The organism is Flavobacterium cerinum, assembly GCF_024496085.1.
Classification (GTDB): domain Bacteria; phylum Bacteroidota; class Bacteroidia; order Flavobacteriales; family Flavobacteriaceae; genus Flavobacterium; species Flavobacterium cerinum_A.
Genome location: NZ_CP101751.1, coordinates 651260 through 673915, shown reverse-complemented (window position 1 = coordinate 673915; position 22656 = coordinate 651260). Strand labels below are relative to the sequence as shown.

General features: G+C 37.2%; 20 protein-coding genes. 5 read left to right on the top strand and 15 right to left on the bottom strand.

Features of this window, described 5'->3' with window-relative positions; translation table 11 throughout:
- Window positions 1-80: 80 nt before the first annotated feature.
- The 12 genes from NOX80_RS02990 to hemA all read right to left on the bottom strand — a co-directional run bounded on the left by NOX80_RS02990 (window position 81) and on the right by hemA (window position 15010).
- Window positions 81-1169, bottom strand: coding sequence for a quinone oxidoreductase family protein (locus NOX80_RS02990; protein ID WP_256551854.1), 1089 nt, complete (start codon window positions 1167-1169; stop codon window positions 81-83).
- A gap of 3 nt (window positions 1170-1172) precedes the next feature.
- Window positions 1173-4346, bottom strand: a complete 3174-nt coding sequence (locus NOX80_RS02985) for a lantibiotic dehydratase (protein ID WP_256551853.1) — start codon at window positions 4344-4346, stop codon at window positions 1173-1175.
- Window positions 4347-4366: 20 nt separating this feature from the next.
- Window positions 4367-6526 (bottom strand): peptidase domain-containing ABC transporter, encoded by a 2160-nt coding sequence (locus tag NOX80_RS02980; protein WP_256551852.1) that lies wholly within the window; start codon window positions 6524-6526, stop codon window positions 4367-4369.
- On the bottom strand, window positions 6519-7676 hold the full coding sequence (locus NOX80_RS02975) for an HlyD family secretion protein (protein ID WP_256551851.1): 1158 nt from the start codon (window positions 7674-7676) through the stop codon (window positions 6519-6521). Before NOX80_RS02975 ends, NOX80_RS02980 begins: the two co-directional genes overlap by 8 nt.
- Before the next feature lie 313 nt (window positions 7677-7989).
- Window positions 7990-9039 (bottom strand): DUF4421 family protein, encoded by a 1050-nt coding sequence (locus NOX80_RS02970; protein ID WP_256551850.1) that lies wholly within the window; start codon window positions 9037-9039, stop codon window positions 7990-7992.
- A gap of 64 nt (window positions 9040-9103) precedes the next feature.
- The gene (gene hemF, locus NOX80_RS02965) at window positions 9104-10009 is read right to left on the bottom strand and encodes an oxygen-dependent coproporphyrinogen oxidase (RefSeq protein ID WP_256551849.1); all 906 of its coding nucleotides are present in this window, start codon (window positions 10007-10009) and stop codon (window positions 9104-9106) included.
- Window positions 10010-10011: 2 nt separating this feature from the next.
- Window positions 10012-10566 carry a DUF3575 domain-containing protein gene (locus tag NOX80_RS02960; RefSeq protein WP_256551848.1) on the bottom strand — a complete coding sequence of 185 codons (555 nt, stop codon included), beginning with the start codon at window positions 10564-10566 and terminating at the stop codon, window positions 10012-10014.
- A gap of 27 nt (window positions 10567-10593) precedes the next feature.
- Complete coding sequence (gene hemE, locus NOX80_RS02955) at window positions 10594-11619, bottom strand: uroporphyrinogen decarboxylase (RefSeq protein ID WP_256551847.1); 1026 nt, start codon at window positions 11617-11619, stop codon at window positions 10594-10596.
- Between the two features lie 35 nt (window positions 11620-11654).
- The gene (locus tag NOX80_RS02950) at window positions 11655-12167 is read right to left on the bottom strand and encodes a GNAT family N-acetyltransferase (protein WP_256551846.1); all 513 of its coding nucleotides are present in this window, start codon (window positions 12165-12167) and stop codon (window positions 11655-11657) included.
- Window positions 12164-12841 (bottom strand): uroporphyrinogen-III synthase, encoded by a 678-nt coding sequence (locus NOX80_RS02945; RefSeq protein ID WP_256551845.1) that lies wholly within the window; start codon window positions 12839-12841, stop codon window positions 12164-12166. Before NOX80_RS02945 ends, NOX80_RS02950 begins: the two co-directional genes overlap by 4 nt.
- Window positions 12841-13758 carry a hydroxymethylbilane synthase gene (gene hemC / locus NOX80_RS02940; RefSeq protein WP_256551844.1) on the bottom strand — a complete coding sequence of 306 codons (918 nt, stop codon included), beginning with the start codon at window positions 13756-13758 and terminating at the stop codon, window positions 12841-12843. Before hemC ends, NOX80_RS02945 begins: the two co-directional genes overlap by 1 nt.
- Window positions 13751-15010: a glutamyl-tRNA reductase gene (gene hemA / locus NOX80_RS02935; protein WP_256551843.1), complete on the bottom strand. Its 1260-nt coding sequence runs from the start codon at window positions 15008-15010 to the stop codon at window positions 13751-13753. Before hemA ends, hemC begins: the two co-directional genes overlap by 8 nt.
- A 229-nt stretch (window positions 15011-15239) precedes the next feature.
- On the opposite strand from hemA, the gene NOX80_RS02930 reads away from it, so the two are divergent.
- From NOX80_RS02930 to NOX80_RS02910, 5 genes are all read left to right on the top strand, one after another.
- A complete protein-coding gene (locus NOX80_RS02930) occupies window positions 15240-16112 on the top strand; it encodes an AraC family transcriptional regulator (RefSeq protein ID WP_256551842.1) in 873 nt (290 codons plus the stop codon).
- 95 nt (window positions 16113-16207) lie between these two features.
- A complete protein-coding gene (gene hemH, locus NOX80_RS02925; protein WP_256551841.1) occupies window positions 16208-17224 on the top strand; it encodes a ferrochelatase in 1017 nt (338 codons plus the stop codon).
- Window positions 17225-17235: 11 nt separating this feature from the next.
- Window positions 17236-17793 carry a CopD family protein gene (locus NOX80_RS02920; RefSeq protein ID WP_256551840.1) on the top strand — a complete coding sequence of 186 codons (558 nt, stop codon included), beginning with the start codon at window positions 17236-17238 and terminating at the stop codon, window positions 17791-17793.
- A complete protein-coding gene (locus tag NOX80_RS02915) occupies window positions 17794-19269 on the top strand; it encodes a PAS domain-containing sensor histidine kinase (RefSeq protein ID WP_371926075.1) in 1476 nt (491 codons plus the stop codon). It abuts the gene before it with no gap.
- Window positions 19270-19279: 10 nt separating this feature from the next.
- Entirely contained in the window at window positions 19280-20062 is a 783-nt protein-coding gene (locus NOX80_RS02910) for an enoyl-CoA hydratase/isomerase family protein (protein WP_256551839.1), read from the top strand.
- A gap of 240 nt (window positions 20063-20302) precedes the next feature.
- On the opposite strand, the gene NOX80_RS02905 is transcribed toward NOX80_RS02910, so the two are convergent.
- Genes NOX80_RS02905 through yiaA form a run of 3 tightly spaced genes read right to left on the bottom strand, consistent with a single transcriptional unit; the run spans window position 20303 to window position 22653 of the window.
- The gene (locus tag NOX80_RS02905) at window positions 20303-20863 is read right to left on the bottom strand and encodes a GDYXXLXY domain-containing protein (RefSeq protein ID WP_256551838.1); all 561 of its coding nucleotides are present in this window, start codon (window positions 20861-20863) and stop codon (window positions 20303-20305) included.
- Between the two features lie 6 nt (window positions 20864-20869).
- Window positions 20870-22135, bottom strand: coding sequence for a DUF2157 domain-containing protein (locus NOX80_RS02900; RefSeq protein ID WP_256551837.1), 1266 nt, complete (start codon window positions 22133-22135; stop codon window positions 20870-20872).
- A 53-nt stretch (window positions 22136-22188) separates the two neighbouring features.
- Window positions 22189-22653: an inner membrane protein YiaA gene (gene yiaA / locus NOX80_RS02895; protein ID WP_256551836.1), complete on the bottom strand. Its 465-nt coding sequence runs from the start codon at window positions 22651-22653 to the stop codon at window positions 22189-22191.
- Between the last annotated feature and the right edge of the window lie 3 nt (window positions 22654-22656).

Here is a 22656-nt window from a genome sequence, read left to right as displayed (position 1 = left end):
TACCGTACCAGTAGAAATACAGCCCAATAAAAAAGCTGACCCAGAAATGAGTCAGCTTTTTTATATACGGAAGAAACGTTTTAGGAATACATAAAAGAAACTTTACCGAATTTATCTCCGTTATTATTATACGTTTTGTCCAGGAAGTCTTTAATCGGATCATTATCCGTAAAAATACTGTCGATTACTAAAGGATTTTTTTCAAATTTTTGTAATCCGTTTCGTAAATCGTCGCTATTTCCTAAACAATTTCCGATTAACTGAACATTTCGGGTCATTAAACCGGCAATTAAAAGAGTAAGATTGATTTTTTCAACCGATTTAATCTTCTCTACTGATTGATTGTAAATGCCGCAGGTTAAATATCGTGCATTAAGATTCAAATATCCGGATAACGGAACAAGGTAAGTATCCGAAAAAGCATCTAATACAACATCAAAATATAAGTTTTGCGGTAGCTGATTGTCTTTAAAACTAAAAACATCTTTTATAAAAGGAAAATGAGCCTTTACACTTTCTACATTTTTACCGGAATACGACAAACCGTATACCGTACAATCCAAATCTCTTAACAGATTTAAAAAGAAAAAAGCAGTATTAGAGGTGATGGATGTTACCAAAACATTGTCTCCCGGTTTAATATCGGCTCTTCGAATCATAGACATGGCCGTTTGTGTACCAATACCGATTCCGCCGGCCTGCTCAGCCGTAATTCCCTGTGGAATTTTAATTAGTTTGCCCTGATTGTAAATTTCAAACTCTCTGCTGGCATGGTTAGATGGAATTCCGGGAACAGCATTGTTTTCGGGAAACGGATAAAAGCTGTTACTGACTACCCGATCACCCACAGCAAATGTGGTAACATTTTTTCCGATTTTTTCAACAGTACCGCAAAAATCAGAACCAATCGGATAATAGGTTTCCTGATCGAGCGATTCGATTCTTCTCCAGGCATTTTCAATAACACCCAAATCGCGATAGTTAAGTGAAAAACTAAGTTTTCGGACTAATACGGAGTTTTGATGATCATCGGATTGTTCGTCAAAATCAGGTTTATTGGCGGTTATAAGGCCAATAGGTATCTGAAGATTATCGATGGAAAACAGATGCCTTTTTCGGGCATCCGTTTTTTCAAATAATGAAGGGCTTAATACGGCTAAAGATCTCATAGCTTATAGGATTTCAACTTGTTTGGACTCGGCTTTGGCTTTTGATGTATACAATTGTTTGCTGTAATAACGGTACAGATAATCGTAAACAACCATTTCATGTACCCGTTGTTTGGCAATAAATACCCGATTACAAATCATATGCAGGTAACTTAGCGCTATGGAACCGAAAGATGTCGGCAACTGTTGTGTTTGCGCCAATTCCTGAAGGTGTTTGGCAACGGTACTGTTTTTAACGGAACGTTCTTTTAGGACGTCCCATATCGGAGCATACATTTCATCCGTTAATGATTCATCCATAAACAATTCGATATCACGTTCGTTTTTAGCAAACATTTCATTGATCTGCTTGTTTAGTTCGCCGGAACCGGAACGGTTAAACTCATTTCCAAAACTGGTTTTTGCTACTTTTAGCATTTCGATTCGGTCTTTTAAGCTAAAGCCAAGATCTTCCAATAAGAAATGCATGGATAATAAACAGAATTTCCATCTGATCTTTTCGCCCTGATCACCTTCGATCATATCGGAAAAACGTAATGTACATTCGCTGTCAAAATGGAATAAGCTTTCGGTTTCGGCAATAGCCAGATGTCCGTAGCGTTGTAATTCTCTCAGATAGGTATCCGTTTGTGTTTTCCAGATAATGTTATTTTTTTCAAACGGCTGAATATGCTGTTTAATAATGTTGATGCACTCTGTAAAATGTTGTTTGTCGTTTAACAATACGCGGAAACGTAAATGATGTCCTAATGCATCCTGATAACGGATAAAGAACCATTTCTGAATCAGATTCCGGGCTTCCAGTTCGGCAACAATAGGATTGATTGCTCTGTTTAAAAGCTCTTCACCGGCTCTTTCGCCGCAATAGAATTTATAGTACAACCATTCTTCACCAATAGAAAAAGAAGGTGTTACGGCACTGTTGTGAACAGGTGTGCCTTCCTGAAGTGATTTGGCTTTATAAGCTGATACTACTTCAGTGTGTTTATTATTGGTTTCTTTTTTTACTTCAACATTTCTGAAAGCGGAAACAATAAACTCGTTGCAATAGTTTTCGGTTACGGTGTCTTCTTTAAACAAAAACTCTTTCAGTTGGATAAAACGCTCGCCTTTTAGCATTAAGGTAAAGACTTTACAGCTCAAATCATTGGTGAAGTTAACGACAACTTCATTATCACCCTGAACAAAAGCTACAATATCCGGTATTTTTCGCTCGCTTTGGAAAGCGCGTACCGTATCAATAATCGCTTCCTCTTTTAAGGAAGTCAGAAACTTAATGTCTTTTTCGGATAAATTCCAAGTGGCTCTCGATAATAGAATATCGTTGTACGATAATCTCGGAAGGAAGTCAAAGTCGTTTTGTAATTCACCCCATGAAAATCCGATACCGGACGAATCCTGATTTTGAAGATCGCAAAGGAAATGATAAATCGGTAAGGCATTGGCACTATAATTATGAGCATTTCCCAGTCGGGGAATAATTTCTTTGTTTAATCTTTTTGAACGTAAAACGATACGGTTGTTTTTTACTGAAACATAAAGATCATCTACTGAAATCTGATGCTCCAGGTCTAACGAAGAACTACCCAAATACGGAATTTCATATTCTCTCTGGAACCCGCGATATAAGATGTTTCCGGTACGGGCTTGTGGTAAGTGAATGATTTCCGCAATGATTTTATCCGGGTGTAATGCTTTTTCTCTTTCGGAAATTTCATCACAAAGCGCCATAATATTTTCATTTAAGTGTCCGAATCGACCGATAAGACCATTGGCAGAAGGACCGGCAACAGAAGTCAACGCAATTTTTTCCTCATTATTTTCATGAAACATATTAAAGAAAACGGAGAAACTGTCGGTATACAAACGCTCTTTTTCTTCAAATTGATTGATTTCATCATCCGTCAGAGCAATAGCAGTAGCACCGGTTTGAGTCGATTGAACCAATTTACGGAATAGAAAAGCTCTTTCCGGGCTGATATTTACTTGTTTGTAATTGGAAAAATTCGGGATAATGTTAAGTTCATCCACTAAAGGTGTTTTAGCACCGGATTGTTTTCCGTAGCCAATTCCTACATCGGGATCTAATACTTTGATTAAAGGCTGTTCGTATTCTTCATAACGTTCTGAAAATTTTCGTTTAAATTCTTTCAGATTGCTTTTTTCATGTAAAGGCTGTAGCTTGTTTAAAGCAGTTACACCATTACGTAGTTTTTTTAGGATTCTATTGCTCAGACTGGCATCCGGTAATGTTCTGTAGCCGTCAACCTGGAATAATTTGGATTCATCAACTTCATCCAGCTCCTGGTTTAGTAAGCTGTAAATTTCCTGATATTTTTCAGGATCATTGTAAACATTCTCATCCAGCGAGCGGATTTTATCTTTTAAGCTTACAATCAGTTCACGGATTACTTGAGCTTCGTGAAAATTAAAGCGATCCTCACTGAATTTCGCAATTAGTTTTTCGAAATAATCTTCACCGGTTAATGTGAATTCCAGTTCACTTACCAGAAACTGACTGTCGATGATGGTATTGATAAATGCAAGTGCATCTTTTTCCGTGATTTCATCGGAAATCAGGTATTGGGTTAATTCCGAAATTGTAGTGCCGTTAGCGGCATTTTTCAGGATAATATCCAGGTATTCAGTAGCCAGTACTTCAGAAATCTTGTGAAGTCTTGCGTTCTTTTTAAAATAATATTCAACATAGCGGTATTTGTCGAAAACCGTATAAACAGATGTGTTCGGGAAATACTGTAATACCGATCGTATCGCATTGTCTTTGGTAATAATAGGCATAAAACTACCTAAAAAGTACATGTCGTATTTCGTATACCGACTAATTGCTGCTTTTTCGAAATTGATTTTTGTCTCCGATCCCATATCAATAGCTGATACATGGGCAAACATCCCGAAAGGCGTACATCGGTTGGACATTCTCGAAGTATATTTATATAAGGAACCTTTTAAATTTCGTAAGTCGCTTTCTTCCTGGAAAGCTTCTCCTTTTTCCCATAACTCAAAAGCCTTATAGATACTCGGTGATCCGATAAATAACGCTTCACGGTTTTTAGGATTTTTAAAAATATCCTGGATCATTTCCCAGGTAATGTTCATTTTTTTCGGTTCAAGCGGCGTTCTTACGATCGCTTTATTGGCAAAAGAATAATTTTTCATAATATAGTTGGTTGGGGTTTTTAGTTTAAATTGTTTTGCCACATTTTATAGTAGTAGCCTTTTTGGTTTAGCAAATCGTCATGTGTTCCGTTCTCAATTAATTCACCCTTTTTAAAAGCCATAATAATATCGGCATTTTTTATGGAATGTAATTTATGAGCGATCACAATAATTGTTTTTCCTTGTTGGGATAATTCCTGAATTAAATCTTTGATAACCAGTTCTGATTCCGAATCCAATGCTGATGTTGCCTCGTCCAGAATAATCACTTCCGGATCTTTGTATAGCGCTCTGGCAAAAGCGATTCGTTGCCGTTCTCCACCGGATAAATTGGCTCCGAACTCACCGAGATACGTATCGAACCCATTCGGTAATGATTCAATAAAATCATAGGCTCCTACTTTTTTGCTGACATCAATGATGCGCTCCATATCCGGATTCTGATCTCCGATCGCAATATTGGAAATAATAGAACCGTCGAAAAGCTCAACATTTTGCGGAACAGTAGTAATCAATTTGTTGATGCTGTCTTTTGAAATATATTTCAGATCGTAATTTCCAACCGAAATCTTACCGTCTGTCGGGTTGTAAATACTTTGGATTAAAGAAGCAATGGTACTTTTTCCGCTTCCGCTTTCGCCTACAATAGCGGTGAATTTACCTTTCGGAATCGTAAGATTAAGTTCTTTAAAAGTATTTCTACCGATTTCATACGAAAAGTCCACATTTTTGAATTCAATATCACCCAAATTGTTTTTGTTGAGGTTAATAGTTGCTTCTGTTTTTTCGTTATCCAAATCCATAATACCAAATAAACGGTCGGCTGCAATCATCGCATTCTGAATCTGAACATTGGTTCCGATTAGCTGAGAAGCCGGTCCGGTAAAATAGCCGATAACAGAATAAAAAGAGAATAATTCCCCGGGTGTAATCTGACCGTCGATAGCATAATGAGTACCGGCCCACAATAGGATTACAGTAAAAATACGAGAAACGAATTCGGTTGAAACTCTCGAAAAAATACTGTTAATACCGGAAGCATAAATACTTTTCAATAAGTCAATAAAACGCAGTTCGGTTTTGTTTTTGGAAAATTCTTCCAGTGATAAACGTTTTACGGTCCCGATATTTTTAATAGATTCGACCAATTGCGCTTCCAGTATCGCATTTTTTTCCATTACCTGACGTTCTGCTTTCTTATTCAGATTGTTCACGATAAAATAGATGATCACGTATACCGGAATAATTAGCGATACAATCAATGCCAGTTTCCAGTAATAGGTATACATAAAGATAAAAGAGAATATCACGATTAGGATGTTTACTGAAACGGTCAGTGCTGTTTCATTGATCAATAATCGGATTTTAACAGCATCTCCGATACGGGACATGATTTCACCGATACGCATGGTATCGAAAAATTTCTGTGGCATGGTAAACAAATGTTTATAATAACCCAGAATTAAACGGGAATCCAATTGCTGACTTGTTTTGAGAAGGAAAAAATCCTTTAAAGCACCAAAAGTAAATTGGAGTAAAATACAACCCAAAACAATAACGCTCATCAGATTCAAAAGGCTTTTGTTTCCGCTAACCAATACAAAATCGGTAATTTTTTCGACATAAATGGACATAGAAAAACCCAGGAGCGTGTAAATAACGGCACCGATAAAAGCCTGAATCAAAATGTATTTATGTGGCTTTAACAGGAATGCAATACGTTTTAGATTCGAAACTTTCTCATTTCTTTCTTTGAAAATATCTTCATCCGGAATCAGAATCAGAAAATATTCGGTAGACATGCTTTTGAATTCCTCATGTGATTTTTTTTCTATTTTACCGGAAGCCGGATCCATAATCTGGATATACTTATCGGTTACTTTATAGATCACTACATAGTGCGGAAACTCATGATCATCTTGACGGATAATAACATGGGCAATTGCAGGAAGCGGAATATCTTTAATACTGTCCAAAGAAGCTTTTACGCCTTTTGCAAGGAATCCCAGTTTGATAGCGGCTTCCCGTAAACCTAAAAGTGTAGTTCCTTTTTGACTCGTACTGGCATATTGTCGGATTCGGGCAATAGGAAGGCTCAGGTTATAATGTTCGGCAACCGATGCCAGACAAGTGGCTCCACAGTCGCTGTAGTCGTGTTGTTTTATGGCGATTTTACTCATTTTTAATGCTGTTATAAGGGTTTAACCAATCTTCAATTTCATCAAATAATAACTGGAACATACTTCTTTTGGTAAGAAAGAAGCGACTGGTAAGTGTCATTCCTTTTTTCAATTTTCCTTCAGAACCGTTTTTTAAATACAAACTCTTTTTGGAAATGGAGCTTCTGATTTTGTATACCGGTAAATCCCCGATAAAAACAACATCTTTTCCGATATCGATAATTCGCCCGGTAGCAAATCCCCATTGATTGGAATTATAAGCATCAATCTGATATTTTACATTTTCACCTTCTTTGATATAACCGATATCAGACGGAGAAACATAAGTTTCCACAATGATATCACGATCCGGAGAGATCTCAGCAATTACACTACCGGGTGTTACGGTACTTCCTTTGCTAATCCCTTGAACATTTAATAGTTCGCCGCTTATCGGAGCAATCAATACATAGGTTTTTTCTTCTTCGCGTAACTGATTGGAGTTGGAATGAATATTGGTAACGGATTGTAAATAGTCGGTCAATTGTTTTTGCCAACCTAATTCAGCCTGTTTGATAATGTTAACTCTGTCGTTTTTAAGCTTGTTTAATTCTAACAAAGTCTTTTCATATTCTGCTTTGGCGATGATCTGTTTGTTATAAAGACGATCAGCACGGTCGAATTCTGTTTGTGAAGTTTTGATCACTACATCAATGTTATATAACTCCTGAGCATGTTTCAGATATTCTTTTTTGTATTGCTCGGTTTTAAGTGCGTTGTAATTCCTTTTTAAAAGATGACGCAGATCGGAGATATAATCACTGTATTCACTGGTTTGAATATTGTTCAGACGCCCTTTTTCTTCAATTATTTTATGATCAATGATTAATAAGGTATCTCCGGCCTGTACTTTTTTATTCTCTTCCAATCCGGATAAAACAACACGACCGCTCGCCGGTGCATATAGTGATGCTTTTTTCTCCTGTGGAATTATCTGTCCTCTGCTGGTTGTATACAAATCAACATAGATAAAAGGAGTGGCAATAATGATGCTAAACAAGGTGACAAAAATAGCCCAGAAAATAATGTTGGTTTTTTTGCTGTGTTTAGCAATATGATATTCTACGGTACTCTTTAGAATATCTTCCGGAAAAATGTTTTGGTCGTTCATAGCGCTATTAAGTTTTGAGTTGGACTTAACTGACCTTTTCGCTTAAAAATTTCAGTATTCATATTCGTGTGGGTTTTGATTCAAAACAACGAAGAATATATAGCGTGTACAAGTGAAGGAACCCGAAATTTATAAAAAATGACAGGTTTTTACGGGTGTAAAATGTTGATAATTAGATGCTTGATTGGCTTGGGTGTAGTTGGAGTAGCCTTTTGCTGTATAGGACAAAAAAGGTATAAAAAAAGCCATTTTTGGACTTTATGCCATTACAAACGGTAGTAAGAAAAGAATAAAAAGTGGGTTGAAAACGGACTTATATCGGAAGTCTGTCCAATTGTTTTTCGATTTTTTCAAAAACTTTTTTAATCGGTTTTGACTCTTTAAACCGATATCCGATAAAAAAATCGATGCCGATACGGGTATTGATAAACTCGGTATTCAATTCATTAATGTAATTGAAATTCCGATAATTTGCTTTGACGCCCGAAAAGAAATTGCTGTTGTTAAAGCCTAAAGCAAGATTGGCATCAATATTAAAATTGATTCCCTGAGATTTTTGTTCGAGTTCCAGATTACTTTGATTGTTCTGGTAAAAGTTTTTGGAATGGTTATAACCGATACCGGGATGAAATCCTGCGGTGGCAAACCATTTTTTATCTAAAACGAGATTATACATATAACCCGCCTGAAGGATAAGATCATAGGAATAAATCTTATCAATAAACAGTTTAGTGGTGTTTTCGGCATTGGTTTCGAGCGTATTGTATGCGTAATAGACACTTGGAATAAAGGAACCGACACTTCTCATTTGGCGTTCCGTTTGCGATTCGTAAGCCCGATACGAGAAATTGCGATTAACAATAAAGAATGTTTTTCCGCCATAAGTATTCACTTTCATATGCGGATAAGCTTCAATCAATTCATCATTTTCAGGGGAAACCAGGTAGTAACCCTGTACATTTTTATAGATAATTTCCTGTCGGAGGCGATCAGAATAGAAAAACTTAAAGCCCAGATCGAGAATAAGGGTATTTCCTTTAATGCTGTTGTCATTATTACCTGGAAAAAAACTAGGAGAAAAAGAAACGGTTATCCCGAGAAACCGGTAATCGAACGAAAAACGTAGTTTAAAAATCTCATTCGGGATAAATTTATTTTCTGATTTTTCACGGACTTTACGGATGTAAATGTTATTGATATCGGAATCAATATTCAGTTTACAGATCATCTTATTTGCATAATTGACGCGATACGTTGTGTCGTACTTTTGCGTGACTTCCTGATACAAGGTATCATTTTGAGAAAAAGCAAAAGTCGACAGAAGTATACAGAATCCGATGAAAAAATTTTTTTTAAAATCCATCGGTTACAGGAGGATAATTAATGTATCGGTCATGAATCGATTTAAGGCCGCAAGTTACGAAAAACTATTTTAGCCAGTCAACGGGTGTTTCTAAAACAGCAATCAATTGTTCTTCCGGACTGTCTTTTTCCGGATGATGATCGTAGACCCATTGTACATGTGGCGGTAAACTCATTAGAATACTTTCAATACGTCCGTTGGTTTTTAATCCGAACAGTGTTCCTTTGTCGTGTACCAGATTGAATTCCACATAACGTCCTCTGCGGATTTCCTGCCAGTTTCTGTTTTCCGGTGTGTAGGTAAGCTCTTTTCGTTTTTCGACAATCGGAAGGTAGGCATCAATAAAACTATTTCCTACTTCGGTTACAAAAGCATACCAGTTTTCCATTGTCATTTTTTCGGTTGCCTTACAATGATCAAAGAAAAGCCCACCAATTCCCCGTGCTTCATTACGATGTGCATTCCAAAAATAGGCATCGCATTGTTTTTTAAATTGCGAATAGAAGTCCGGATCGTGTTTATCACAGGCTGTCTTACAGATCTGATGAAAGTGACGGGCATCTTCTTCAAATAAATAATAAGGAGTCAAATCTTGTCCGCCGCCAAACCACTGGTTTATAATATTTCCTTCTTTGTCATACATTTCAAAATAACGCCAGTTGGCATGTACAGTTGGTACCATCGGATTTTTAGGATGGATGACTAAACTCAGTCCACAGGCAAAAAAATCGACATCGCCTACATTAAAATAGGATTGCATTGCTTTCGGTAACGGTCCGTGAACAGCCGAAATATTAACGCCTCCTTTTTCAAATACATTACCGTTTTCGATAACACGGGTTCTTCCGCCGCCACCTTCCGGGCGTTCCCAGATATCCTGACGAAAAACGGCTTTACCATCGGCTTTTTCCAATGCGGATGTAATTGTATCCTGTAAATTTTGTATGTATGCGTAAAATGTCTCTTTCATTGTTATAATTTATAAACCAACATCAAACCTCCGCGATAAGGAAGGAATTCGCTACTCTTATTGTATCTGTCGGCACCGTCAACCCGTTCCCCGGTCGACATTGTATAGCCTTTATAAAAACCCTGATGTGATCCTCCGCCTAAAAATAATTCTACACTAAAGTGATCATTTATAGGGTACAGATAACCTACAGTAGCTCCTATCATCACACCAATACCTTCCTGGTAATAATCGGAATCCCAGTAATTCCATTTTTGAATTTTATAACGGCTTCCGCCAATATGGCCACCGACAAAAAAGCCTTTGTTAGTATCCTTCGTATAATACCGGACTTCGGCAAAAGCCAATGTAAATTCCATCGGACCGCTTTTAAATGATTTCCAAAACGAAGCGGTTGCATCGAATTGAAAGGTAAGTTTTTCACCGATTTTGGTTTCTACGCCAAAATTCGGAATAGCGGCTATAGCCGTAGCGATGTTTCCTTTAATACGGGTTTGACTAAATGCAACTGTTGTGATCAAACATGCTAAAAGACAAATCTTAATTTTATTTATCACGGTGTGGATATTATAATTATTGCCGTTTTATTTTTGATACTCTTTTACAGCTTCGATAAATGCTTTTGCATGATCAACCGGAATGTTCGGTAAAATTCCATGGCCTAAATTCACAATATATTTGTCTTTTCCGAAAGCATCGATCATTTCGTGTACCATTTTTTTAATGGTCGGAATTGGTGATAACAAACGGGAAGGATCAAAATTTCCTTGTAATGTAATATTTCCTCCGGTTAGATAACGTGCATTCTGAGGCGAACAAGTCCAGTCTACACCCAAAGCCGAAGCTTTACTTTTTGCCATATCATTTAAGGCAAACCAACAACCTTTTCCGAAGACAATTACTTCGGTATGTGGAGCCAATGCTTCTACAATCTGGTTAATGTATTTCCATGAAAACTCCTGATAATCAACCGGAGAAAGCATTCCGCCCCAACTGTCGAAAATCTGAACGGCATTCACACCGGTTTTTACTTTTTCGATCAGGTAAGCAATCGTAGTATCGGTAATTTTTTGTAGTAATACATGCGCTGCTTCCGGTTGTGAAAAACAGAAACCTTTAGCGGTATCAAAGCTTTTGGAACCTTTTCCTTCCACGGCATAACAAAAGATTGTCCATGGTGAACCGGCAAAACCGATTAGCGGTACTTCGTTATTTAGCATTTCTTTGGTTAGTTTAATAGCATCCATTACATAACCTAAAGATTCCTGAACATCGGGAATATATACTTTTTCCACATCAGCTGCCGAACGAATCGGGTTTGGAATAATCGGGCCGATATTGTCTTTCAACTCCACATCAATTCCCATTGCTTGCGGTACAACCAGAATGTCCGAAAAAAGGATAGCAGCATCCGGTTTTACAATACGTATCGGTTGAACGGTTATTTCAGCAGCCAACTCGGGAGTTTTACAACGGGTGAAAAAGTCATACTTGTCCCGTAATGCACGGAATTCCGGTAAATAACGTCCGGCCTGACGCATCATCCATACAGGAGGTCTTTCTACAGTTTCTCCTTTTAAAGCTCTTAAAAATAAATCGTTCTGTATCATAATCTTTTGTTTTGAGCAATTCCGAAAAGAATTGCTTATTGCTTTATTTTAAATATATTAACAATGGTATGGTTTTCAATATCAGTATCTTCCCATTCCATACCTATTTTGGTGTAAACATCTTCCCGTTCCTGATCAGACGGACTTGCAAATGCTATAAGGGATTTTATTTTCATCGTTTTAAAAGCTGCAGTAATACACTGTTGTAAGGCTTCTTCTTCATATCCTTTCCCTCTGAATTTCGGAAGCAAGGCATAGCGAATAACGATTTTACGTTTATCTTCCGTATCGGGTTCTAATCCGCATTGACCGATTACGGCTTTACTTTTTTTATCAATCAGGACATTCATACCTCCCGATTGTTGTTCGTATTTTGAAAATTGTTCTTCAAACCATTTCCTGCAAGCTTCTTCCGGAGTTTTGCCGGCGTTATAGAATTCGATTGCATCAAAATCTTTATGATAGGGTAGCCAGCTTTCAAAATCACCCGGAGTAAGTTTTCGGAATACTAACCGGTTGGTTTCCTGATTTTCTAAAAGATAATTCATGACGCTAACGATTTAAAGTGATTCAGACATTGAATTATCGTATTCTCAATAGTAGGCTGGTTCGCTATTACTATATTTTTAGTGACATTCAGTAATGCTTCGGCTGTTGTTGTTCCTATACAAAAACAAATTTCATCGGTTATCGGGTTATCCTTTAAATAGCTAACAACACCGGAAGGACTGTAAAATAACAAACCGTTAGCTTTGGCTTCTATTTTATGCGGAGTCAGTGACGTTGTATATACTGTGATTTCGTTAAAAACAATTCCGGCTTCCTGAAAAGTATCCGGTAATGTGTCCCGACGTAAGTTTCCGCTAAAAAAAGTATACGTTCTTTTCGGATAGACTAATGTGATGATTTCCGCCAGATCCGCCGCATACCCGGTATAGGCAATGACGTTAAAGCCGTTTGCTTCCAGTAAGGCTTTGGTTTTTAAACCGACACAAAATACTTCTTTTTGCTGTAAAATTTTCAAATCGGGATGCTTTAGTACACTATGGACCGCATTTTGACTAGTAAAAATCAAGGAATCATGGAGAATTTTCGTAGAAAAATCGAGATCCTCCGTTTTAATAAAATCGGATTCGATAACAGAAAAACCAGCATTAAGCAGATATTGCTTCTGATTAGACAGTAGTATTTTGGTACTGATTATACGAATCGCTTCCTGCATTATTTCTGTAGTGTTTTTCTAATTTGAACCATTAGGTCATTTCCGCCGTTTTCCAGAATTTCACGCGCTGCTTTTTGTCCCAGTTCGCTATATTCTTCCATCGGAACGGATTTTTGTATTTCATGTTTTTCCTTTCCGTCAAGCGAAAACAAAACTCCGGTAAAGGATATTGTATTATCGGAAACCGTCGCCAATGCTCCGATCGGAGCTGTACAACCGCCTTCCAGTTCTCTAAGGAACTGACGTTCGATATAGGTGCAGATTTCAGTTTCTTTATGGTTTAATTTAGCTATAGCCTCACGACAAAAAGTGTCATTTTCCATGGCTACTACAACCATTGCGCCTTGAGCAGGAGCAGGAGTCATCCAGTCCAGATCGATATAAGTATCGGGTTTCAGGTTAATACGTTCCAGTCCGGCAGCGGCAAAAACGGCACCGTTCCAATTATTATCCTGTAGTTTTTGCATACGGGTATTGACATTTCCGCGTAAATCAACCACTTCATGTGACGGATATTTATTGAGCCATTGTGCTTTGCGACGCAGACTTCCGGTAGCGATAATTCCGTTTCCGTTTAAAAAGTCAAGGTTTCCTTTGTGAACCAGAATATCAACAGTATTGGCTCTTTCGAGTACGGCTGCCTGAACAATTCCGTTGGGAAGTGCAGTCGGAACATCTTTCATAGAATGAACAGCAATATCCACCTCACCTTGAATCATGGCAATGTCAAGTGTTTTGGTGAAAATGCCGGTGATGCCTAATTCATACAAAGGTTTATCCAAAATAATGTCGCCTGTAGATTTTACGGCGACAATTTCTGTTTGATATCCTAAGTCGTTTAATTGTTTTGCTACAGTGTGGGCTTGCCATAATGCCAATTCGCTGTCGCGGGTTCCAATTCGTATTGTTTTATTCATTTTTAGCAGTTTCTATCTGAAAAATTTTCTCAATCCATTCGATACTTTCATCGACCATGGTATTGTTGTCTTTCAGATGATTGGCAAAATGGGTGGTAATTTTCTGGATAATTCGGGTACTGATGATTTCGGCTTGCTCTTCATCGAAGTTACTGAATTTTTTACGTTGAAAATTCAACTCACTTTCTTTAATAGTGTTCAGTTTTTCTTTTAAGGCATGAATTGTCGGAGCGAATTTACGGGCTTTGGTCCAGCTGATAAATTCTTCTTTAACTTCTTCAATTATAGCTTCGGCAGCCGGGATATGTTTTTTTCGGTTTTCCAGTGTCTCATCCGTCATTTGGGATAGATGATCCATATGGACAAGTGTAACATCAGATAGCTCCTTTACATTTTCATGTACATTTTTCGGAACCGACAGATCCAGAATCAATATTGGTTTCTTTAAATTGAGAATCGCTTTGTCGATAGTCGGATTTTGAGCTCCGGTCGCTACAACCAAAACATCGGCTTTTTGAACTTCCAGTTGTAAGTCGGCATAATCTTTTACAATAAGATTAAACTTTCCGGCAATTTTCTCCGCTTTGTCTTTGGTTCTGTTGATCAATGTAATATGATCATTTTTGGTGTGTTTTACCAGATTTTCGCAGGTATTACGACCTATTTTTCCGGTTCCGAACAGCAAAATGCTTTTATTGCTGATGTCCGGAACGTTATTCATAATATATTGTACAGCGGCAAAAGAAACGGAAGTGGCGCCGGAACTGATTTCGGTTTCGTTTTTAATCCGTTTGCTTGATTGAATCACGGCATTAACCAGACGCTCCAAAAAGTTATTCACCAGGCTATGACTTTTGGATTCGATAAAAGCGTTTTTAAGCTGACTAATAATTTCGAAGTCACCTAAAATCTGGCTGTCCAAACCGGTTCCGACACGGAACATATGGTTGATGGCTTCGTTATTTTTATATACATAGGCTACTTTTTGAAAATCTTCAATAGTACCCAGACTGTTTTCACAAAGTAATTTTATTAATTGAAAAGGATGCTGTGCAAAACCGTAAATTTCGGTTCGGTTACAAGTTGAGGTAACGATTAAGGTGCCAAGACCATCGTTTTTAGCTTGTGCCAGTAAGTTATCTTTCGCCTGAAAATCAAGGCTGAATTTTCCTCTCATCTCGGCATCCGCTTTCTTGTAACTCAATCCAACGGCATAAAAAGTGGGATGCTTCAATATAGTATTGTTTTCCATTTTCTTCACTTTATTCTAAAGTTAAACAAAAGTATCACTATCTGATTTATAAAAATAACGCTCAAAGGTCTTTTTGTATCGCTCTGAGATATTTTAAACTAAAATAGGGTTGTCTGCTCAAAATCTTTTAAATTTGTAGAGAAATCAACACCTTACGTAATTTTTATTTGGAATTATTCTAAATAAAGAAAATCACAAGGGTTTTACTTATATACGAAAAAATACCGCTATGGGTTCTCAGGAAGAAATAAAAATTGAAGAAGACTTTTTTTTGATTCGTTTTCAGAATGATACGAACGATGTTGTCCGGTTTGAACGCCCTGTTAGTATGGGGCTTATTCAGTTTCATTTCGGATTAAAGGGGAAAGCAAAATTTCTGTTTAATCAGGGAAGTTATGCTCTGGATCTTGTTGAAGAAAAGTCGCTATTGTTATATAATCCGCAAAAAGAATTGCCGTTGCATTTAACAATCGAACCGCATTCCTGGGTTGTCTCGGTATTGATTTCGATTAAAAAATTTCACGCTTTATTTTCTTCCGAAGCCGAATATATTCCGTTTCTTAGCGATGAAAACCGGGATAAAAAATATTATAAGGAGGAAAATATAAGTCCGTCGATGGCCATTGTACTCAATCAGATTTTCAATTATAACCTGAATCCTTCAATTAAAAAGTTATATTATAAAGGTAAAGGATATGAATTGCTAAGTTTGTTTTTTAATAGAAACGAGGATCCGGATGCGGAACAATGCCCGTTTTTGATTGATGAAGAAAATGTATTAAAAATACGAAAAGCAAAAGATATCGTTTTGGCAAATATGGCTGAACCGCCCGGATTACAGGAACTGGCTGATCAGGTTGGATTAAATCTGAAAAAACTCAAAATGGGATTCAAGCAGATTTACGGAGATTCGGTTTATAGTTTTTTGTTCGATTATAAAATGGAGTATGCCCGAAAATTATTGGACAGCGGATCGTATAATGTGAATGAAGTGGGATTGAAAATAGGTTATAGTACAGCAAGCCATTTTATTTCGGCATTTAAAAAGAAATTTGGAACGACACCTAAAAAATACCTGATGTCGATCAATATCAGCTCATAAGCACGATATAATTTATTTATAGGAATATTCAAAAAAGAGATTAATAGAAACCATAAAATAATTTGCAAGCTGATAATTTTGCAAAAAAAAGATTTATGAAAGGAGTATTGTTAGTAAACCTGGGGTCTCCGGAAAGCCCGGAACCGAAAGATGTAAAGCCTTATCTGGATGAATTTTTAATGGATAAATACGTAATTGATGTACCTTTTTTATTGCGTGCCTTATTAGTAAGAGGTATTATCCTGAGAAAACGTCCGGAACGATCTTCAGAAGCCTATAAAAAAATATGGTGGGAAGAAGGTTCTCCTTTAATAGTGATTTCAAAACGTGCTCATAAAAAAGTACAGGAAAGAGTTGAAGTTCCGGTTGCGTTGGCTATGCGCTACGGAAATCCGTCTATTTTAAGCGGATTACAGGAATTGGCGGATCAGGGTGTAACGGAAGTTATGTTGTTCCCATTGTATCCGCAACATGCTATGGCATCTACAACAACAATTCTTGTGCTGGCTGAGGAACTGCGTCAAAAGCATTTCCCGCAAATGAAATTTACTACTGTACCGGCTTTTTATAATAAAAAAGACTATATCCAAAATCTGGCCGATTCAATTCAGAAACACTTACAAGGATTTGAATACGATCATTTGTTATTTTCGTACCACGGTATACCGGAACGTCATATCCGCAAAACAGATGTAACACGTTCACATTGTAAAATTGACGGATCGTGTTGTAGTACACCGTCACCGGCTCATGAGTTTTGCTACCGTCATCAATGTTTTGAAACGACAAGACAAGTAGTGGAATTATTGAATATTCCGAAAGAAAAATACAGTCAGACGTTTCAATCGCGACTGTCCGGAGATAAATGGTTGGAACCGTATACCGATATTGAAATCAATAAAATGCCGGATCAGGGAATAAAAAATCTGGCCGTAGTTACACCGGCATTCGTAGCAGACTGTCTGGAAACATTGGAGGAAATCGCAATGGAAGCCAACCATCAGTTTAAAGAACACGGAGGTGAAAACTTTTTAGCCATTCCTTGTTTGAACGACGATGATAACTGGATTGATACCATGAGTAGCTGGATTAAAGACTGGTCTAAAAACTAACGTCATTTTTGATGGAAGAATATTATAATTATATAAAATCCCTGCATCTGATCTTTGTGATCACCTGGTTTGCAGGGCTTTTTTATATCGTTCGGTTGTTTGTTTATCACGCTGAAGCAAAAGATAAACCTTCGCCGGAAAAAGAAATATTGATTAAGCAATATCAACTCATGACCTATCGGTTATGGTATATCATTACCTGGCCATCGGCGATACTAGCCAGTATTTTTGCCTATTGGATGTTGTTTTTTACCACATTGGGTAATGCCTGGTTGAAAATGCCCTGGATGCATGTTAAGCTTGCTTTTGTTTTTTTGTTATACCTGTATCATCTGAAATGCCATCAGATATTCCGACAATTACAGCGGAACGAGGTGCGCCATACTTCAGCGTTTTTCCGAATCTGGAACGAAGGAGCAACTCTTATTCTGTTTGCAGTGGTATTTTTGGTAATATTAAAAGATGCGCTAAATTGGATTTATGGCGTAATCGGAATTTTTGTATTTTCGATTCTGCTTATGTTGGGCTATAAATTATATAAGCGAATCCGGGAAAGAAACCAGTCATAAATGTTCAAAGATTTCAAAATAACGCAGTTATCATTACAGGTCAGGATCTTTTTCTCGATGATCGTCCTGACATTAATTGCGTCGGTTTTGATTGCAACCGTGTCAATTTACCAGTTTCGAAAGGAAGCTCGTATTTATCATCAGGATCGTCTGGAGCGAAAAGAAGATGCGATTACCCAACACATCAATTATATCCTTTCTACAACTACTTATCCCTTAACGACGGAAAATCTGCCGTTGATTTTTAAAGATAAAATCCAGGAATTGGCAAATATCCATGCACTGGAAATTAATATTCACGATCTGAAAGGAAACCTGTTGATTTCTTCGAAAGGAAACTTTTCGATCGACAGTCTGGCTCGCCCTATCTCACCGATTATTCTAAAAATTATACAATCCTCTACCAGTAAGCGTTTTGTTGATTTACGCCAAATAGACGGTCAGCGATACCGATCTTCTTATAGTTATTTGAAAGATACAAAGTTCAAGCCGTTAGGAATTCTGAATTTACCGTATCGGGAAGAAACCAGTTTTTATGAGAATGAAGTCAAAAACTTCCTGATTCGTTTTGGTCAGGTGTATTTTTTCATGTTGTTGACTTCGATTATGTTGGCCTATTTCCTGTCGAGTTATATTACAAAATCGTTGCAAACAATCAGTGAAAGGATTTACGATACCCGATTCAATAAGAAAAACGAAAAAATACCGATTGAAGCATCCAGTAGTAAGGAGATTATTTCCTTGATTACGGCTTATAATGGAATGGTGGATAAACTGGAAGAAAGTGCTGAAAAACTGGCGCAAAGCGAAAGGGAACAAGCCTGGAGAGAAATGGCCAAGCAAGTAGCGCACGAGATCAAAAATCCGCTGACACCAATGCGACTTACGGTACAGAGTTTTCAACGTAAGTTCGATCCGAATGATCCGAATGTCAACCAAAAAGTAGATGATTATTCCAAAACGTTGATTCAGCAAATCGATACGATGAGTTCTGTAGCCTCGGCTTTTTCCAATTTTGCAACGATGCCGGCGCAACAAAATGAAACACTCGATGTGGTAAAAGTGGTACAACTGGCACTGGATATTTTTAATGAATATTATATCTATTTTGAAGCGGAACAGCAAGAGATCATTACCAAAATTGATCGGACGCAATTAATACGCATCATTACCAATCTGGTTAAAAATGCCATTCAGGCCATTCCGGATACCGAACCGGCGCCAAAAATTGAAGTAAAAGTTTACAAAGAGAATAACAATGCCAAAATTATTGTTAAAGACAATGGGATTGGTATTAGTATGGAGCATAAAAATCGTATTTTCGAACCAAAATTCACGACAAAAACCAGTGGAATGGGATTAGGTTTGGGAATTATTAAGAATATTGTAGAAAATTATAACGGAACCATTACATTTCAAAGTGAGAATGGAAAGGGAACCGAATTTTTGGTAACACTACCGATCATCAACACATAAAAATTAGATCATGAACTACGAAAACATTTTAATTGAAAAAGAAAATGGCGTAGCGGTTATCACAATTAACCGTCCAACCAAACTGAATGCGCTTAACAAGGCAACAATAGAAGAATTACATAAAGCTTTTAAAGCAGAGAATGAAGACCGATCGACGAAAGTAATTATTATAACCGGTAGCGGAGAGAAAGCTTTTGTAGCCGGAGCAGATATTTCAGAGTTTGCTAACTTTTCAGTTAAAGAGGGAGGACGTCTGGCTGCTCAGGGGCAAGAAATGCTTTTTGATTTTGTTCAGAATATGGAAACACCGGTGATCGCTGCAATTAATGGATTTGCTTTGGGAGGCGGATTGGAACTGGCCATGTCGGCTCATTTCCGTGTTGCTTCGGATAATGCTAAAATGGGACTTCCGGAAGTATCATTAGGGGTTATCCCGGGATATGGCGGAACACAACGTTTACCGCAATTAGTTGGAAAAGGTCGTGCAATGGAAATGATTATGACGGCCGGAATGATCGATGCAGCAACAGCATTAAATTACGGATTGGTGAATCATGTAGTACCACAGGCTGAATTGATGGATCTGGCTAAAAATATTGCCGGAAAAATTACTAAAAATTCAAGTGTAGCTATCGGAAAAGCCATTCAGGCGGTAAACGCCAGCTTCGAAGAAGGGGTTAACGGTTATCATACCGAAATTCGTGCTTTCGGAGAATGTTTCGGAACTGAAGATTTTAAAGAAGGAACAACCGCTTTCTTAGAAAAAAGAAAAGCCGAATTTCCGGGGAAATAGTTAAGAGAATAAAGAATAAAGAATAAAGAATAAAGAATAAAGAATAAAGAATAAAGAATAAAGAATAAAGAATAAAGAATAAAGAATAAAGAATAAAGAATAAAGAATAAAGAATAAAGAATAAAGAATAAAGAATAAAGAATAAAGAATAAAGAATAAAGAATAAAGAATAAAGAATAAAGAATAAAGAATAAAGAATAAAGAATAAAGAGAAGCTCTTATCAATACTGGTAAGAGCTTTTATTTTTTACGAACATACTCTTTTATCGGAGTATTTTTAATGATCACATCTGATAACACCGCTTTTCCGTCTTTTACATGTACAAGAGCGTAAGTCGGATAAGAAGAAGTTGTGTCGCGAACCTGCTCGCGATAGGCTGTTTCTGCATCATAAGCCTTACTTTCCTCCATATAATAGGTGTTAAACGGAAATATAAAATGAACTACTCCGTCAAAATTATAATTGACTTTAGCAATCACATAATCATCCGGGTTATCTTTTTCTTTGTTTTTTACTGCTTTTTTCAGCGTAGCAAATCCATCGGTGTCTTTACCCAGATAAATAAAAACAGGATCGCCGCTTTCCCAAATTGAATCTTTTGACGGAAAGGATTCTAAAGCATACTGTAAGGCAATATATTTCCCGATAAAAGGATCATTAGGATCAATAGGTGCTGTTTTGAATTTATATACGGTTCCGTTTTCAATTGTCTTTTGATTCTCCCATATCATGGAAGTAGGAACGGCAAGCTGTATCAGCGCCACAATGCTAAAAAGCAGTACGAATTGTTTTGTTTTCATGGCCTGTTATTTTTTTTGTCTTTTTAATAGAATATAATTCGCGTAGAAAAAACCAACGCCAACCGCAATAAATAACAATCCCCGGATCACAAAGGAAATATTGGTATCGAAAAAACGACAAATGATCAAGATTGAAATCAGAAGTAATCCGTAATTCAGGACAGTAAAATCGGCCTGTTGCGAACCGTTTTTTATCATTAGAACACCCAGTAATAAAACAATGATATTGGTTAAAACCATACCTATGATGGAATTGGTTATTCCCAACAGAAAGATGACATCAAAAACAAGGAATAAAATCTGAAACGCAGTAAATTGTTTGATGTCTTTCTTCTTTTGAAAATAGGACCACATCAAGAACAAAGAAACGAACTGTAATAAAAAGAGCAGAATAAGATCGGTAAAGTTGGAATGAACAGAGTTGTAAAATTCCAGCCAGAACCATTTCGAACTTAAGATAATTGCTAGAATACTGGTTCCGAGAATGCCGATTATCTGATAGCCGTTTCTTATAAATCGATGCTCTTCAAAATAGGTGAGTTTACCGATATTGTAAAATAATCCGAAAAGAGAAATGTAGATCAGGAAGCCCAATCGGGATGTTCCGCTTAAAAAGGCACCCAACATAATAGTAATGCTAAACGGGAGAAGCCAATGGAAAACGGAAGTAATATTTCCTTTCGGATGCGCTTTGTATAACCGGTAATAATGAGGAAGAAAGAGCACAATCAAAACGAGATATAGCCACGGATAACCGGTTCTGCCATAGCCTGCTTCTACACCATAATAAGTGGCGAAAATAAGATGAAGCAATGCCAGTGAATTCGATTTTAAAATGTAAAGAATCGGTACGGACAATACTATCCAGGTAAGTAGAAAATTACCTAAATTTCCCGGAATATGATAAATCTGACTGATCAACGCAATTGTAGCTCCGATGGCGAAAAACAATAGCGTTCCGGAAACTTCCTTCCAAACGGAATTTTTCTGTTTGATGATGGTATAACCGGTTAAAAACTGAGAACCGATAAGCGGCAAAAAGGCCAGCAAAACTTTTGTGGTTTTTGAAAGATCATCCCAGTTATGTGCAAAAATCAGGATAATGCCCAAGCCGATTAAAATAGCACCCAATACTCCGAAAATAGTCAGAAGACTATTGGATTTTGTACTCGGGCTATTGCGATAGTACTGCTCGATGGCCGCTGCCGTTTCCGGAGTGATAATCTGAGCATCGACTAATTTGGGTAATTCTTTGATGATTTTTGCACTCATAACGGTATGTTTTACCACTAAAATACGGTTTTTAATCTAAAATAAAGAGTGGTTTAATTATTAGAATCGGCCATTTTTATGTCACGAGTGTTTTTCTGAACAGTAATAGCAGCAAACAAGCTTAAGACAAACGCCATACCGAAAAACCCTTTTTCGCTCAATGCCAGATCAGCATTCCATAAACCAATCGTTAGGAGTGTAATGGAGGCTATCATCGAAAACCAACTGATTCCGTAATAAATTTCGGTTACCGGTATGCCTTCCATTTTATCACGTACACTTTTTTGAACGGAAATAACAGAAAACAGACCAAATAGTAATAAAGTAAAGTAATAGCCTTTTTCATTTAATTGCATTGCTGCATTCGTTAAACCAATACAATACGCCGATACGCCTATAAGAAGTACGCTCCAGGAAGCACCCACGAACGCATTGCTGGGTTTTTGTATATTGTTTTTAGGAGTTCCCTGATTTTTTGAAACGGTTTCTACAGTTTCTGATGGTTTGAAATTTTCCATAAT